Origin of the sequence: Salicibibacter halophilus, from assembly GCF_006740705.1 — a bacterium.
GTDB classification, from domain to species: domain Bacteria; phylum Bacillota; class Bacilli; order Bacillales; family Marinococcaceae; genus Salicibibacter; species Salicibibacter halophilus.
Window position 1 is genome coordinate 694,999 of the sequence record NZ_CP035485.1, and the last position, 15,635, is coordinate 710,633.

A 15,635-nucleotide genomic window follows, 5' to 3' on the forward strand; every position below is an offset into this window, starting at 1 on the left:
AATCACTCCTCAAACCATTAGATTATTCCCCTGACCTTTAATTTTTGCGCTGATTCGCTCGGCTGTTTCTTTTAGTAATTCACCTTTAGGGATCAGTTCATCTTCATTATATTGTGCCGTCATTCCAAACAAGTTAATGGTCATGTCCACATTGTCATCTATATTGAAAATGGGTGCTGCCACCCCAAAAACACCGTTGATGGTTTCCCCGTAATTGGTCGCATATCCATGGTCACGAATCACTGGGAAATCCGCTTTCAAACGATTCATTTCGTTATCGGATAATGAGCGGGTATATTGTACTTCCTGAAGCAACTCATTTGATTCTTCCTCTCCCATGTACGCGAGCATACATTTCCCATATGCGCCATCCACAATCGAAAAGTGTCTTCCCACAGAAACGTTGAGCCCAAAATCTTCTCCTTCATTTTTAGCAACAAACGTAGTACGGGTATTTCCTATTCGGTTGACAAGCACAGACGTTAAGCCGGTTCTTTCGGAAAGCTCCTCAAGATAAGGAAGAATAATGGCAATATCTAAGGAATTTTCTTTGGCTCTTTCTCCCAAAACGACAAGATAAGGACCGAGACTATACTGCTTTGTTCTTTTATCGTAATGAACAATAGCGTCCTCTCTAAGCTGTTGCAATACCCGAAAACAGGTGGTCGGTTGTAATGTCAGGGCGTTTGCAATTTCAGTTAAGTTACTATGGCTGAATTTCTTTCGACTTAAGAGCGTTAAAATTCTAAACGAAACATCAACGGCAGGCACACTATATTTTCTTTTACCGTTTTCTTTTTCATCAGTTTGGTTTGACAAATGGAACCCCCCTTTATTCTCATAGAATATTGTACAGGAAAATTCACCGAAAAGGGAATAACCTGCCTATTCCACCCCCTTCAGTGATACTTGCTCAAGGGCTATTTTGCATTTACAACGGCCTCTTCATTCTTTTTCCATACAATAATGCCGTCTAAAGCCGCAACCCCTTTGCCTTCTTCAAATACCCATAACGGGTTAATATCCATCTCCTGAATCCGTCCGTGATGGGTTAAAGCAAATTGAGAAATGCGCACGAGAGCCTCCGTCAATGCCTGGATGTCTCTTTTTGATCCACCTCTGACTCCTTTAAGAAGGAGATAGCCTTTCAGTTCTTCTAACATCGCAAAAGCTTCTTTGTCAGTAATAGGCGCGCGGCGAATCGAAATATCTTTTAATACTTCTACGAAAATGCCGCCAAGGCCACACACGATCAAAGGTCCAAATTGAGGATCTTCTTTAACTCCGATAAACATCTCAACGCTTTCATCCTGTATCATTTCTTCGGCCAAAACGCCGTCAATATTCGCATCGGGATTATAATTGCCGATAGATGAGATGATCGATTCATAAGCTTCTTCGAGCTCCGCCGGATTTTTGATGTTTACCTTGACACTGTCGGCGTCCGTTTTATGAAGCACATCCTTGGAAATCCCTTTACATACCACCGGATAAGGGATGTTAGCTTTTACCTCCTGCAAATGTTCGCGATTTTTAATGAGCGTGCCTTGTGGGATCCTTATCCCTAAAGAAGAGAGTTCCTTCTTGACACGGACTTCAGTCCAAATACCGGAGGTATCTTCACTCTTTCCAACTTGACCGTGAGTATGTGCTTCCTCCTCGTGGCTCAGGCAAAAACGAGAGAAATCTGCCAATTGTTTGATCGCTACCATAGTTTTATAAGACGTTGTGTAAACAGGCACACTCGCTTTTTCTAAAATCGTTCGTCCCTCACCCGTTATTTCCGTTGTTCCCGTGATCGTAACAACAATAGGTTTTTCGGTTGTCTTATCAATTTCGGCGATTTTTTTGCATATCTTCTGGCCTAACTCTCCCCCAAATGTCGTTTGAACGACAATGGCATCTACCTCATCTTCGTTGATCAAAGCCTCGAGGGTATCTGTAAAAATATGTTGCTCTTTCAAAGCCTGGGCTGTGATATCAATTGGATTTAATGCAGATCCGTAGGGCGGGATAATTTCCTCTACTTTCGCTTGCGTTTCGTTTGGCAAACGAACGAGCTCCAAACCGAGCGGCTCACTGTAATCAGCCATGGCAATGCCTGCTGCCCCAGAATTGGAAATAGTTACAACCCGATTGCCGTTTGATTGTTTTCCACGGGAAAAAACTTTCATTAAATCAATCATGTCGTCGACATCATTTGCAATGACCAAACCATATTGTTTTGCGATCGCTTGGAACGTTTCATCGGAACCCGTTAACGAAGCAGTATGAGACATCGCCGCTTTTTTTCCTATTTCCGAACGACCGGCTTTTAACACGATCAGCGGTTTCTTTAAAGCTTTAGACCTTTTCGCCAGTCGAATCAACATTTCGCCGTCAGGAATCCCTTCCAAATACCCTGCCACAACATCCGTGCCCTCATCTTCCAGCATGTAATCGATACAATCCAATGTATGAAGATCGATCTGATTTCCCGTGTTAATCACTTGAGAAAAACCTATGTTTTCCTCTTGGGCCAATCCGAACAGGGAAAAGCCAAGGGCGCCGCTTTGAGATGCAAACCCGACGTTTCCGGAAAGAAAACCTTCCTCTGTCTCAAAAGAAGTTGAAAAACCGAGCGGAATACTTTTCTTCACATTTAATAGACCGATACAGTTAGGACCTAAAATCGTAATCCCCGCTTTTTTCGCTTTCTCAAGCACTTCCTCTTGTAATCGTTCGCCCTCTTCGCCTGTTTCCGCAAACCCTGATCCGAAAAGAATCACACTGCGAATATTTTTTTGTTCACATTCGGAAAGAATTTGCATCATTCTTTTAGAGGAAACAGCGATTAAAGCAACGTCGACTTCTCCGGGAATATCAATAAGACTAGGATAGCAGGTAAAGTCTTCTATTTTCTCGTATTTCGGATTTACCGGATAAATTTGCCCTTGAAATTGATGCCGGATCAAATTTTTCATAGGTTTTCCGCTAATGGATGTAAAATCTTTAGAAACCCCTACAATCGCTATCGATTCCGGGTTCAATAATCTTTCGATGGCTTCTCTTTTGGACATTTTAAAACCCTCCTGTTAGTCATGCTATTGGCTCACGTTTTCTTCTGTTGCATTATCTTTCAACAATTTTTTTCTAGAATAAGTGATAAAATAAAAGATTATTAACAATGATACAACAGCGATATTTACAGCAATATTAGGGACTAACATCGTAATCCCACCAATAGAGAATAGTGCTCTGTGAATCATTGTCATGCTGCCATATCCAATCAGATATCCTTGAAGCGCGGATCCAATCAGAAAGACGCCAACCGATGCTGTACCAATGCTGAGTAACGATTCCGTCATCGTCCCGCTCCAAATTAACGCTGGTTGGTAAACGATGAAAAACGGAATGAAAAACGTCACAATTCCCAATTTTGTTGATACAATCGATGTTCTCAACGGGTTCGAATTAGCTATCCCGGATGCCGTAAACGCAGCAAGGGCTACAGGCGGTGTGATATAAGATGCAGTCGCCCAGTAGAGAACAAATAAATGGGCTGCAATTGGATCAACACCAACACCTACTAGTGCAGGAGCCAATACAATAGCTAAAAAGATGTAACTGGCAGAAACGGTCATCCCCATACCGAGAATGAAACTTGTGATCGCGCCGGCGATTAGTAAGAGTAAAAGGTTATCTCCTGCCATCATGACCAGTTCCCTTGAAAATGAGAAAGAAACGCCTGTTGCAGAAAAAGCACCTACGATTAAACCGACACCCGCGATCAAGGAAATAATTTCTCCAAGCACTTTGCCCGTGTCCGCAATCATATCCCCGAGTTTCTTGAAACTAAAACGCGTAGACTTCCTTAACATAGCCAATATAAGAATTAAAGCGCTTGCATAGTATGGCGCCTGTCCCTCCGATTGAATAAAAACCAGAACGAGGATCAACGCCACCATACTCGCTAAGTAAATCCAACCTTCACTTAAGGTCTTTAGCAACGGTGGCAACTCTCTTTTCGGGATCCCGCGCAAATCATGTTTAGCAGCATATCCATCCACCTGGAGAAACACGGCTATAAAATACAAAGCTGCCGGAATAGCCGCTGCGACTACAATTTCCAAATACGCAACCCCGACAAACGATGCCATAATAAAAGCAGCCGAGCCCATAATAGGCGGTGCAATCGTTCCACCGGTTGATGAAGTTGCTTCAACAGCCGCCGCATATTCTGAATCATACCCGGATTTCTTCATCGCCGGTATCGTCATTTGACCGGTCGTCACGACATTCGAAATCGCGCTTCCACTCAACATCCCGAAAAATGCGCTTCCGGCCACTGAAACTTTCGCTTCCCCACCTCTTTGACTACCGAAAACCGACTGTGCCAGTTTGAAGAAAAACGCTCCTCCCCCGGTATGTGTGAGAATCACACCAAAAACGAGGAATCCTACTACTAATGTCCCGACCGTATCCAGGGGTACGCCTAGCACACTATTTGTACTCATGATATGGTTATTCGCCAGTGTAATGAAGTCAAAGCTGTGCCCTTGTAAAAAATACACCGGAATCACGTTAGCAAATAGAGGGTACACCGAAATGAGGCCACAAATGGCAAATAAAATTTTCCCGCCTGCCCGGCGTAATATTTCCAGTACAAGTGCCCATAGCACGACCGCAGCGACAGTCGGTAACACCGGCGCCACCCAGTCCCACCCTTCCAAAATAATTCGTTCACTGTTGAGCCCCAAAAACATGGTTGCAACAAGGGTCAACGCAAAAGCGATCACATCGTAATAGCGAATGGAGGTGTCTGTTTTCTTGGCCGGCAAAACCAGAAACGAGATGGACATAAATGCGGCAAGCAAATAGTATAAATATTCATTTTGTAAAGGAGCAAACCCAAATAATCGCAGGTAAAACACGTGATTAACGGATAAGAACACCCCTAAGAGCGTTGCGATGATAACAATGACTTTCCAAGGCCCGTGAATACGATTCACAATCTATCCCTCCATTCTAAGCTGCTTACTTCTCTAGAATTCTTCCGGCACTAGCTCTTCTTTTCGCTCCAACCAGTGCTCCTCATGTTCGTCTTCGGATAGATTCATCTCTTCCGCTTCCTCCTCGACGATCGTCCACGCCTCTTGGAGGTCTTCTTGGCGCTCAATTAAAGCGTCATTCTCTTCTTGTTTTTGCTCATCCCATAACCCGATTTCATCAAGATATCGGATGGAACCTTCATGAAAAGGAACACCTATTGCCGCCGGATTTGTAATCACTTCATCGGGATGATACGTCCACATATTAGCGGTAGCACCTTCGTAATTTTCATATTGTTCAACATGCGCTTTCGTAAAAGCGTACATATCTTCCTCATCTTGGTCAGCATAAGCCGCCATCAAATAACCATGTCCCAAAATTTCATTGTCATCGGTCATGCCGGCGCCATCATCTATTTCCCTCGGATAAAACCAGGATGCAACATCATGAACGTGTTCCCATCCTTCTTCATCGGACGCGGGCATTTGCAACCAGCGAATCCCGTCAAGGCTGTCTGCTTCAAACATCCCTCCGGCTTGTGGATTGATCGAAGCTACATCCAATTCATCTTGAATCAAGGCCTGCCCTTGTCCTCCATAATCGTTAAAGTCTACGACATCGACGTCATCGAGGGTTAGTCCGCCAAAAGCAAGCATAGACTCTGTTTTTATATTAACGGAAGTATTCCCACTAATATGGGGAACGCGCATCCCTTCCAAATCTTCAATCGATTCGATATCAGAGTCCTCGCTAACGGCTAAGCCGAATGGAGAAATCGGCGCCCAGATGGCACGAACGTCTTGAGGTCCCCAGCCAAGGTCAAAAAACTCTTCAGTCGCTTCAAAAGCGAATTTAAATTCATCCCCGATCTTACCGACATCCGCAGCTCCTAAATAAAGGGGCATCATACGGCCAACACCGCTGGAAGATGGAAGCATACGGATTTGAGTGCCATAGGCTTCCGTGATTTCATTGGCAACAGCAGATGCCTCAGCATACCCTCCTGCATTGATGTCATATACGCTCCATACCATCTCTTCCGGCATTTCTTCGCCCTCTTCTCCTATTTCCAATGTTTGAGATGAAGCTCTCGGATTCGCACAGCTTACACATATGATCCCCAACACCAGAAGTAAAAAAAAGACAGTATAACGATGATGTTTCAATAGTCGCACCTCCTGATTGTCGATGTTTTCATATTATTGGCAACTATGATTCTTTTTGAAAAAACTATACATACTCATTTGATCCTTTTATGTAATCGGTTCCAAATAAAGATAGGTTTATTTTATATACTATAATATTTTTTGTCAATAAAATTTTTAGATTTTTATTCCTTTTCCATCACGTAACCCCTTTCAAATGCTTCATACTATAAAAGGGGATCTCATTTTCTATCAAGTTCCTCAACGGAGGATAACTCAATTAACTCATTCCCTGCCCTTTTCTATCGGTCTATACAGGGTTATGTTACTCAGCAGTTACATCGCGGCGATACTTGATCCCGTCCGAATTACCACCAACACCTCCTCTTCTACCTTAACTCCCAGTATTGGTTCAATTTCACATGTTTTTCACATTATCGATACACTTCAGCAGCTTGTTCATACCAATCATTTCCATAACAATCATTAATGACTGTCACCGGGAAATCGTTGATCGTAAGGCGGCGAACCGCCTCCGGTCCCAAGTCTTCATAAGCAACAATCGTTTCAGAAAGAATTTTTTTGGATAACAGGGCACCGGAACCACCGATGGCGGCAAAATAAACGGCTTTATATTTTTGGATCGCCGTTTTCACTTCTTCATTTCGATACCCTTTACCAATCATTCCCTTCAATCCTCGGGATAACAATGCAGGTGTATATTTATCCACTCTTCCACTCGTCGTCGGGCCAGCCGATCCGATAATTTGACCCGGTTTTGCCGGTGTCGGGCCTACATAATAAACAACCTCGCCTTCCAATTGAATCGGCAGTTCTTCGTCATTTTCCATTCGTTCCAGCAAACGCTTGTGGGCTGCATCCCTTGCCGCGTATACGTCACCACTTAATAAAACTCGATCGCCGGCTTTTAAATCTTGGACCTTTGCATCTGTTAGAGGAAGCGTTATTTTTTTCTGTGCCAAGTGAGTTCCGTCCCTTCCTTTATAATATCACTTCTTTATGTCGATTGGCATGGCACTGGATGTTTACCGCAACTGGCATAGCAGCAATATGGCAAGGTTGGACCTCAATTTTTACATCAAGGGCTGTGGTTGTGCCTCCCATGCCTTGCGGACCAATGCCAAGCTGGTTGCATTTCTCCGTCCACTTTTCCTCCAGCCGGGCAATCCGTTCTTCAACGTGGCGTTCTCCTACGGATCTCAACAATGATTTTTTCGCTATGTAGGCGGATTTCTCGAAACTCCCCCCGATACCGACACCGACAATCACCGGTGGACAAGCATTGGGACCTGCGAGACGGACTGACTCCACGACAAAGTCCTCAATGCCTTCCAACCCGTCAGACGGTTTCAACATTTGCAAGCGGCTCATGTTTTCCGCTCCCCCGCCTTTTGCGGTAAATCTGATTTTCAGATGATCGCCTTCCACCATTTCCACGTACGTAATCGCGGGTGTATTATCCCCGGTATTCTTTCGATCCAGTGGATCGCGAACGATCGATTGGCGCAAATAGCCGTCGCCATATCCTTGGCTAACCCCTTTATTGATGGCATCGTACAGGTCACCGCACGTAATCTTGCAATCGTATCCCATTTCTATAAAAAAAACGGCCATGCCTGTATCCTGGCACATGGGCATGCGTTCCTTCTGAGCGATTTCGGCATTGTCCAACAGTTGTGTAATGACATCTTGGCCGATATCCGATTTCTCTTTTTGCAAGGAAGATTGAAACGCCTGAATCATATCATCACCTAAATCAATACTGGCAGATTGGCACATGGCAGCAACATTCTCGGTGATCGTATCCACATGGATGTTTTTCATTTCCCTTCACACCCCTATACGCTTTGGTATTTTCTATACCGGTGTAAACTAATAAGGAATTTATATAATGATTTCATTTTAAACAGAGTATTTGTGCATCCTACGTTTCTTTTAGTGCCTTGTCTAGATCCAACGTCTGCTGAGCACTTTTTACGACGGGTACATCAATCATTTTTCCATTCAGTTGAATCGCTCCGTCTCCCCGTTCCTGTGCCCGTTGGTATGCGTTTACGATTTCTGCTGCTTTTGCAACCTCTTTTTTCGATGGAGTATAAACATTATGGACTGGTTCAATCTGCTTGGGGTGTATAATCATTTTCCCTTTAAACCCAAGGCGTTCGCCTCTTTGTGTATCTCGGAGCAATCCTTCTTCATTTTGAAAATCTGCATACACCGTATCAATCGGCCCTTCAATGCCTGCCGCATAACTACTGTTGACGAGTTGCGATTGTGCATATAGCAGTTCTTCACCACTGTCGCTAAGTTTCGTTTGAATATCGGATGTATAATCAATAGCTCCAAAACTAAGTCTCGGAATTCTCGGAGACGCTTTCGCAATCTCATAGCTGTTATGAACACCGATCGCGGACTCTATTAATGGGAACAATGGAATATCACCAACTGTACAATTCAGTTCTTGTTCCAGAGCGGTAAGCTGTTGATCGACGTCTTTTATATGTTCGGGATACTCTGATTTTGGCAACACAATACCATCAACATTGCCACGTACCCCGGCGATTACATCTTTGGTAAAAAAGGAGGAAGTACTTTCATTGACTCTCAATAGTTTATAAGATGCTTTGTTAACATGCTTTTCTTGCAAATGTTTCACTACGATTTCTCTCGCTTCATCCTTTTCATTCCATGGGATAGCATCTTCCAGATCGTAAATGACGATATCCGCTTGTGTTTCCATTGCCTTTTCCATTGTACGTGAATGATTCCCTGGCACGAAAAGCCATGTTCTGTGTTTTATCATTCTTTTCGCTCCCCTTTCTGGTTCTATTAAAAGCATAACGGTTCTAGAGAATAGACTTCTAGAACCGTTTTCATTCTTCCAACAAAAGTTACGATTAAAAAGACCGAGGCAATCCAAGCACGTGTTGGCCTACGTAACTCCGGATTAAGTTATTTGTAATCGGAGCTACCATAAAGAGACGCGCTTCCCTGAATTTTCGCTCTATATGGTACTCTGCCGCAAATCCGTAACCTCCGTACGTATCCATCGCGCTGTTGGCCGCTTTCCAGGTAGCTTCTGAAGTAAGGAATTTCGCCATATTCGCTTCTTCACCGCAGTTCTCGCCCTGGTCAAACAAATCAGCTGCTTTATCGCGCATCAATGTTGCCGCTTGAATGTCCATATAGTTCTCTGCCAACGGAAATTGCACGCCTTGGTTTTGGCCGATCGGGCGATTGAAGACGACGCGTTCATTGGCGTAGTTGACCGCGCGATCGATAAAATATAAACCATCGCCGACACTCTCGGAAGCAATCAGAATCCGTTCGGCGTTCATCCCGCCCAAGACGTATTTAAAGCCCTTTCCTTCTTCGCCAATTAAGTTTTCCTTATGGATTTTTGCACCTTCAATAAACACTTCGGTCGTCGCGTGATTGATCATCGTATCAATTGGGCGAATGTCAATATGTTCCGCTTGTTCGTTCATATCAAGCACAAATAAGCTTAGGCCATCGGTTTTTTTCTTCTCTTGACCTTTCGGTGTGGTTCTTGCAAGCAATAGCATTAAGTCCGAATATTTTGCTCTGGACGTCCAGATTTTTTGGCCGTGAACAATATAGTAATCTCCCTGCTTTTCGGCAAACGTGGAAATACTTGTCGTATCACTTCCGGCCGTCGGTTCTGTGATCCCGAACGCTTGCAAGCGTTGCTCGCCAGAGGCAATGGGTGGGAGCCAGCGTTGTTTCTGCTCTTCTGTACCGTGACGAAGTATTGCTCCCATCGTATACATTTGCGCATGCCCAGCGGCCGCATTACCGCCGGAACGATTAATTTCTTCCATTATAATGCTCGCTTCTGTCATCCCGAGACCTGCACCGCCGTATTCTTCCGGAATTAAAACCCCTAGCCATCCTTCATCCGTCAAGGCCTGGATAAATTCCTCAGGGTATTCGTGCCGTGAATCTATATCCTGCCAATAAGATTCCGGAAAACGCTCGCATAAACTACGCACACTTTTACGGATCATATCGTGATCTAGTTTTGTTTGTGTCATTTGTCATCCTCCTGATAAATGTTCTTATGAGTTTTCTCGATGAACTTTTTCAAACAAACCAGTTCTTCCTGAAGGTGCATGTTCTTTTTTATAAACCATAAACGTTCGTTTGTAATCAATCACAACTTGACCTTCTTGATTATACCCATATGTTTTCACGGTGACGATGCCCACATTTTCCCTTTTACCGGATTCTCTTTTCTCTAAGACCTCTGAATATGAATAGATCGTATCCCCTTCAAAAACGGGATTGGGGAGCCGAATATCTGTCCATCCAAGATTGGCCATGACATTTTGGGATAAATCATTCACCGACTGACCGGTGACAAGCGCAAGTGTAAAGGTTGAGTTTACGAGTGGCCGGCCGAAGTCTGTTTGTTCAGCATAGTGCTGGTCAAAATGAATCGGATTCGTATTTTGCGTCAACAGTGTAAACCAACTATTGTCTGTATTCGAGATCGTCCTTCCTAGTGGATGTTGGTACACATCCCCAACTTCAAAATCCTCATAGAAACGTCCGTTCCAACCCTCTTTAACACTCACATTGATTTCCTCCTCAAAAATTGATTGTTCTTTCATGGATTCACATTTTTATGTTTTAAATCCAAATTCTTTCAGTATCGATTTTGTATGTTCCCCGAGCTCAGGAACGTCTCCCATAACGGGATTTATCCCGCTGATAGATACCGGTGGTATCAAGGCCTGTACAGCCCCATGGGGTGTATCAATCTCTTGCCAACGCTCTCTTGCTAGTAGCTGTGGATGTTCGAAGAATTCTTTCATGGAATTTAATCTCGCATTTGCAATATTAGCCGTTTCCAACCGTTCAATGACGGTATCTATGTTTAATGTTGAAAAAGTTCTCTCGATCAGATCCGTTAATGCTTTCCGATTCTTAGAACGTTTGGTATTACTAGCAAACCTTTGGTCTTCTGCTACTTCGGGCTTTTCCAGCACGTTTTCACAAAAACCCACCCATTCCCTTTCATTTTGAAGACCGACGAAAACGGTTTTTCCGTCCCCGCACCGAAACGGTCCATAAGGAAAAATCGTTGAATGGCTAGCCCCTTTACGTTGCGGTTCTTCCCCTCCATATGCTGCATAATACGTTGGATACCCCATCCACTCTCCCAATGCTTCCAGCATGGAAACATTGACTGTTTGTCCCTCTCCGGTACGAGATCGTACAAGCAAAGCTGTAAGAATCCCGGAATACATATACATGCCCGCGGCAATATCGGCAATGGAAATGCCCGCTTTCGACGGAGCCTCTCCACTTCCGGTGATGGACACGAGGCCTGCTTCACACTGGACGAGTAGATCGTAAGCCTTTTTGTCTTTATATGGCCCAGTGTCTCCGTACCCTGTTAAATTACAATTAATTAATTGCGGATACTGTTCACGAAGCACCTCTGTCCCATAGCCTAACCTTTCCATTGCCCCGGGAGCGAGATTTTGAATAAATATATCCGATTCTGCCAATAAACGCTCAAAAACCGGCTTTGAGTTCTCGGATTTTAAATCAAGGGCAATCGATTCTTTCGATCGGTTTAGCCAGACAAAATGGCTGGACATACCGTAAACAGTGCTATCATACGCACGAGCAAAATCACCTGTATCGGGGCGCTCTATTTTAATCACCCTAGCACCAAGGTCGGCAAGTTGGCGAGTGGTAAACGGCACGGCAACAGCCTGTTCAACAGAAAGAACGGTTATGCCTTCTAATGGCTTCATAATGACCCTTCCTATTTTCTATTAAGTGTTTGTAAATGTGTTTGATACATCCATGCGAAACAAAATGAATCAAAGGATATTGTATCCTATTTTACTTGTAGTTGTGAGGGAGACCCCCACCCATTAATCATTCTTAGCCTTAATAAACGCGATTAACCGCTTACCGGTATTAAGAATATGATCATGAAGCAAATAAGCTGCGCGTTCAGGCTCATCATTCTTTAATGCTTGAACGATTTGCTTATGATCTTCATTCGATTTCTCTATTTGCCCATGCAAAAACTCTGGAGTTTGCTGTGAATAACCATTCCACAATACTTGAATAAACGTAGATAGCCGCTTCCAAGGGCACCGCTTTAAGAGCAAATAGTGGAAATCTATATTGGTTTGAACAAAATCTTCATGGCTCGCTTGATCCATCTTTTGGATCAGCGCATCCAGATCAGCTAAATCTTTCGCAGACATAAATGGATATGCCTTCTGAAGTGCCATTTTCTCCAACTCTGAGCGCAAAGCATAATTTTCATGAATCGCTTCCGTATCCAATTCGTTCACAAAAGCGCCCCTGTACGGCTCAATCTTAACGAGCCCTTCAATTTCCAACTGTTTTAATGCCTCCCGTATAGGCATTCTGCTTATATCCAACTGTCTCGCCAATTGTTCCTGAACCAGCTTTTTTCCGGGAGGGAAATCCCCGCTTAGTATAGCCTTCCTAATTGCGTTACAAGCTTTTGTTTCAATCGAATCTTTATTCTCTAACTGAAAATTTTCCATGATCATTCTCCTTGGGATATAGTATATCGTATACAATTTATACTTGCAATAATAATATTTTATTTAATGGTGGGAATAACCATATTATAAACGTTAAAATGGGTATATTTTGAAATTCATGCAAGAAACACATTGATTTCATGCATAAAATCGATTGTTCGGTCTTGAAATAATCATTTATACTTTTAAAATAAATCAACTCTTTTAGAGGAGGATCCTCATGGAACAGACTTTAACAAAACTTGATCAGGAAGCTTTACGCAAAGAAATCAGAACTTTTTGCGAGCAATATCCGAACGAATATTGGAGGGAATTAGACCGCGAAGGAGAGTATCCATATGATTTTGTCGATTCGATGACGAAGCAGGGTTATCTGTCTGTGCTTATTCCTGAAGAATACGGAGGTAAAGGATACGGCGTCACGGAAGCGGGGCTTATTTTGGAGGAAATTCATCGGGCAGGCGGCCATGCCGCGGGATGTCATGCGCAAATGTATACGATGGGAGCTCTACTTCGCCATGGAAGTCCTGAACAAAAACAGCATTACTTACCTGAGATTGCCAAAGGAAACTTACGTTTTCAATCGTTTTCCATTACCGAACCGGAAGCAGGTTCCAACACATCCGCGATTCAGACATTTGCAGAGAAAACAGCGAACGGCTATGTCGTTAACGGCCATAAAAATTGGACGAGTCGGATTGATCAGTCCGACTTGTTAATGTTGCTGGCAAGGACCACACCACTGGAAAAAGTTACGAAGAAAACAGATGGAATCAGTCTATTTTTCATTGACTTGAGAGAAATGCGAGAAAATCAGCCAGATTCATTGATTACGGAGCCCGTAAGGACGATGTTTAACTATGCAACCAATAAAGTATGGTATAAGGATATGCAAATTCCTTCTTCCGCTTTAATTGGGGAAGAAGGAAAGGGCTTTAAGTATGTCCTTGACGGCATGAATGCAGAGCGTATTTTGCTTGCATCCGAAGCCATCGGAGACGGGTATTTCTTTATTGATAAAGCCACAGCTTATGCATGCGAACGAGAAGTTTTTAATCGAATAATCGGCGCAAACCAAGGGGTTCAATTCCCTATTGCCAGCTCTTACGCCGATGTAAGAGCTGCTGATGCCATTCGAAATGAGGCTTCCCGCCAATTTGATTCGGAGGAGCCGTGCGGGGAAGAAGCTAACATGGCCAAGTATTTATCTAGCGAGGCAAGCTGGAATGCCGGCAACGCCTGTGTCAATACGTTCGGCGGCAATGGTTTTGTTGATGAATATGATGTGGAGCGTAAGTTTAGGGAGACCAGAATGTATCAAGTTGCTCCGATCAACAACAATATGATTCTCTCTTATATCGGCCAACACGTGCTCAAGATGCCTAGGTCCTATTAATGTCGTGATGCCGTAAAACAAATTCTTTGAAATCCAAGGCTGCATTCGATAAGAACCCCTGTTTTTTATGGATCAAGTAAATAGGGCGTTCAATTTTAAAATCGTGGATCGGGATCGCTCTGATACCGCTGATCGTAGGGACAATCGATTCCGCAATGAACGCCACACCCAAATTCGCTCTTACCATCCCAATAATGCTGTTCACCTCAAGCCCTTCATAAGCGATGTTAATGGTTTCATTCCGAGCAGCAAATGCTGCATCAATAAGTTTTTTTAGCTCGGTATCTGGGTTGTAGTGGATCAACGGTTCTTGAGCGACTTGGTGAATCGAGATCTTTTCTTGTGATTCAGTAAACGGATGGTGGGCCGAGACAATAAGCACAAGGTTATCTTTAAACAGAGGAGTGTATTCCAATTCCGGGAATATCCTAAACTGCGTTGCGAAACCAAAATCGACTTCATTCGTGAGCAAGTCTTTAATAATACTCCCAGCCTTCGCTTCTTGCAGCGTTAACGTATAACCCGGGTTCTCTAATTGAAAAGCCTTCAAAATTTCCGGGACGTATGCAATGCCAAGACTATGGACAAAAGCCGTTGATATGTTGCCAAGTGTTGGATGAATCATCTCTTTCATTTGCAGCTTGGAATGCTCCCATCGTTGCATCAAAGCTTTTGCATCTGTGAGGAATGCCTTTCCGTGCCTGTTCAAGACCATTTTTCGATTTTTTCTATCAAAAAGAGGAACCCCCAATTCGGATTCGAGTGATGAAATTGATCTGCTTAAGGCTGGCTGCGATAAAAGCAATATATCAGCAGCTTTTGTCATGCTGCCTTCTTCTGCAGTTACAATAAAGTTTTGCAATTGGGACATTTCCATTATGAACATCCCCTGTTTTGGATTTTTTCTATTTCCACCCACTCAAATGGGTGGCTTCTTTTATCCTAGTTACGCAAGCACTCCTGCCTACTTCTCCTGCCGCTTTTTATCCATATAAGCTTGCAAAAAGGGGTAAGCAAACCCAACGGCGGCAAATAATATTACAATGAGCGGGATCCCTTCTATTTCCATGAGGAAGACGTAATTCAAAGTGATTAATGCAATGGCGCCGAAAAACACGCCGAATAGCCATTTAAGGTATGCTTGGACATAATATTTAACGGTCAATGCGTTTCCTCCGTTCTTCCCGGTGTAAGCGCCCGTAAAAACTCCCGCTTCAACCCCGTAAGCGGGAGTTAACGGGCGACTAACACCCCGATTCGTTTAACTAACCATCAGAGGAAAATCCCCTCTGATGGAAGTTTCACTTTATGATCGTCTTCTTCTATCCTATCACCAGAAAAACAGTCATGCCACATATGACTATTCTTCTTACACAATCTATTGACATTTTCATAATATTCGTTCTTAATGGTAGTTGTAAGCGATTTCATTAAACATATGGAAATGTTTATTGGGGGACGAAACGGAGGTGAACGAGG

14 protein-coding genes are annotated in these 15,635 nt (G+C 43.5%); 1 reads left to right on the forward strand and 13 read right to left on the reverse strand.

The features are described from left to right. Window positions 1-9: 9 nt before the first annotated feature. From EPH95_RS03465 to EPH95_RS03515, 11 genes are all read right to left on the reverse strand, one after another. Window positions 10-819, reverse strand: a complete 810-nt coding sequence (locus EPH95_RS03465; RefSeq protein WP_160141581.1) for an IclR family transcriptional regulator — start codon at window positions 817-819, stop codon at window positions 10-12. Between the two features lie 101 nt (window positions 820-920). Then, window positions 921-3,059, reverse strand: a complete 2,139-nt coding sequence (locus tag EPH95_RS03470) for an acetate--CoA ligase family protein (protein WP_142087378.1) — start codon at window positions 3,057-3,059, stop codon at window positions 921-923. A 24-nt stretch (window positions 3,060-3,083) separates the two neighbouring features. After that, window positions 3,084-4,991: a TRAP transporter permease gene (locus EPH95_RS03475; RefSeq protein ID WP_160141582.1), complete on the reverse strand. Its 1,908-nt coding sequence runs from the start codon at window positions 4,989-4,991 to the stop codon at window positions 3,084-3,086. A 33-nt stretch (window positions 4,992-5,024) separates the two neighbouring features. Further along, window positions 5,025-6,197, reverse strand: coding sequence for a TAXI family TRAP transporter solute-binding subunit (locus EPH95_RS03480; RefSeq protein WP_160141583.1), 1,173 nt, complete (start codon window positions 6,195-6,197; stop codon window positions 5,025-5,027). A gap of 413 nt (window positions 6,198-6,610) precedes the next feature. Continuing rightward, window positions 6,611-7,159, reverse strand: a complete 549-nt coding sequence (locus EPH95_RS03485) for a Fe-S-containing hydro-lyase (RefSeq protein WP_142087382.1) — start codon at window positions 7,157-7,159, stop codon at window positions 6,611-6,613. A 19-nt stretch (window positions 7,160-7,178) separates the two neighbouring features. After that, window positions 7,179-8,021 carry a fumarate hydratase gene (locus EPH95_RS03490; RefSeq protein ID WP_142087383.1) on the reverse strand — a complete coding sequence of 281 codons (843 nt, stop codon included), beginning with the start codon at window positions 8,019-8,021 and terminating at the stop codon, window positions 7,179-7,181. A 100-nt stretch (window positions 8,022-8,121) separates the two neighbouring features. Beyond that, entirely contained in the window at window positions 8,122-9,036 is a 915-nt protein-coding gene (locus EPH95_RS03495; RefSeq protein ID WP_142087385.1) for an HpcH/HpaI aldolase/citrate lyase family protein, read from the reverse strand. 58 nt (window positions 9,037-9,094) lie between these two features. Then, window positions 9,095-10,252 carry an acyl-CoA dehydrogenase family protein gene (locus EPH95_RS03500; protein WP_142087386.1) on the reverse strand — a complete coding sequence of 386 codons (1,158 nt, stop codon included), beginning with the start codon at window positions 10,250-10,252 and terminating at the stop codon, window positions 9,095-9,097. Window positions 10,253-10,276: 24 nt separating this feature from the next. Beyond that, on the reverse strand, window positions 10,277-10,795 hold the full coding sequence (locus EPH95_RS03505; protein ID WP_227004033.1) for a MaoC family dehydratase: 519 nt from the start codon (window positions 10,793-10,795) through the stop codon (window positions 10,277-10,279). 48 nt (window positions 10,796-10,843) lie between these two features. Continuing rightward, entirely contained in the window at window positions 10,844-11,986 is a 1,143-nt protein-coding gene (locus EPH95_RS03510; protein WP_142087388.1) for a CaiB/BaiF CoA transferase family protein, read from the reverse strand. A 123-nt stretch (window positions 11,987-12,109) separates the two neighbouring features. After that, complete coding sequence (locus EPH95_RS03515; protein ID WP_160141585.1) at window positions 12,110-12,760, reverse strand: GntR family transcriptional regulator; 651 nt, start codon at window positions 12,758-12,760, stop codon at window positions 12,110-12,112. Between the two features lie 220 nt (window positions 12,761-12,980). Between EPH95_RS03515 and EPH95_RS03520 the strand changes: the two genes are divergently transcribed. Further along, the gene (locus EPH95_RS03520; protein ID WP_142087392.1) at window positions 12,981-14,156 is read left to right on the forward strand and encodes an acyl-CoA dehydrogenase family protein; all 1,176 of its coding nucleotides are present in this window, start codon (window positions 12,981-12,983) and stop codon (window positions 14,154-14,156) included. Here the strand turns inward: EPH95_RS03520 and EPH95_RS03525 are convergent. Together EPH95_RS03525 and EPH95_RS03530 are read right to left on the reverse strand one after the other, a co-directional pair. Next, window positions 14,143-15,033 carry a LysR family transcriptional regulator gene (locus tag EPH95_RS03525; protein ID WP_160141586.1) on the reverse strand — a complete coding sequence of 297 codons (891 nt, stop codon included), beginning with the start codon at window positions 15,031-15,033 and terminating at the stop codon, window positions 14,143-14,145. The two genes, EPH95_RS03520 and EPH95_RS03525, sit on opposite strands and share 14 nt — an antisense overlap. 87 nt (window positions 15,034-15,120) lie before the next feature. Next, entirely contained in the window at window positions 15,121-15,321 is a 201-nt protein-coding gene (locus tag EPH95_RS03530) for a hypothetical protein (protein ID WP_142087396.1), read from the reverse strand. Window positions 15,322-15,635 lie beyond the last annotated feature (314 nt).

What these genes read in the sequence shown, in the direction of transcription:
- EPH95_RS03470 (WP_142087378.1), bottom strand. Translation starts at nt 3,059, where the DNA reads ATGTCCAAAAGAGAAGCCATCGAAAGATTATTGAACCCGGAATCGATA.
- EPH95_RS03490 (WP_142087383.1), bottom strand. Translation starts at nt 8,021, where the DNA reads ATGAAAAACATCCATGTGGATACGATCACCGAGAATGTTGCTGCCATG.
- EPH95_RS03495 (WP_142087385.1), bottom strand. Translation starts at nt 9,036, where the DNA reads ATGCTTTTAATAGAACCAGAAAGGGGAGCGAAAAGAATGATAAAACAC.
- EPH95_RS03500 (WP_142087386.1), bottom strand. Translation starts at nt 10,252, where the DNA reads ATGACACAAACAAAACTAGATCACGATATGATCCGTAAAAGTGTGCGT.
- EPH95_RS03510 (WP_142087388.1), bottom strand. Translation starts at nt 11,986, where the DNA reads ATGAAGCCATTAGAAGGCATAACCGTTCTTTCTGTTGAACAGGCTGTT.
- EPH95_RS03515 (WP_160141585.1), bottom strand. Translation starts at nt 12,760, where the DNA reads ATGGAAAATTTTCAGTTAGAGAATAAAGATTCGATTGAAACAAAAGCT.
- EPH95_RS03520 (WP_142087392.1), top strand. Translation starts at nt 12,981, where the DNA reads ATGGAACAGACTTTAACAAAACTTGATCAGGAAGCTTTACGCAAAGAA.
- EPH95_RS03525 (WP_160141586.1), bottom strand. Translation starts at nt 15,033, where the DNA reads ATGGAAATGTCCCAATTGCAAAACTTTATTGTAACTGCAGAAGAAGGC.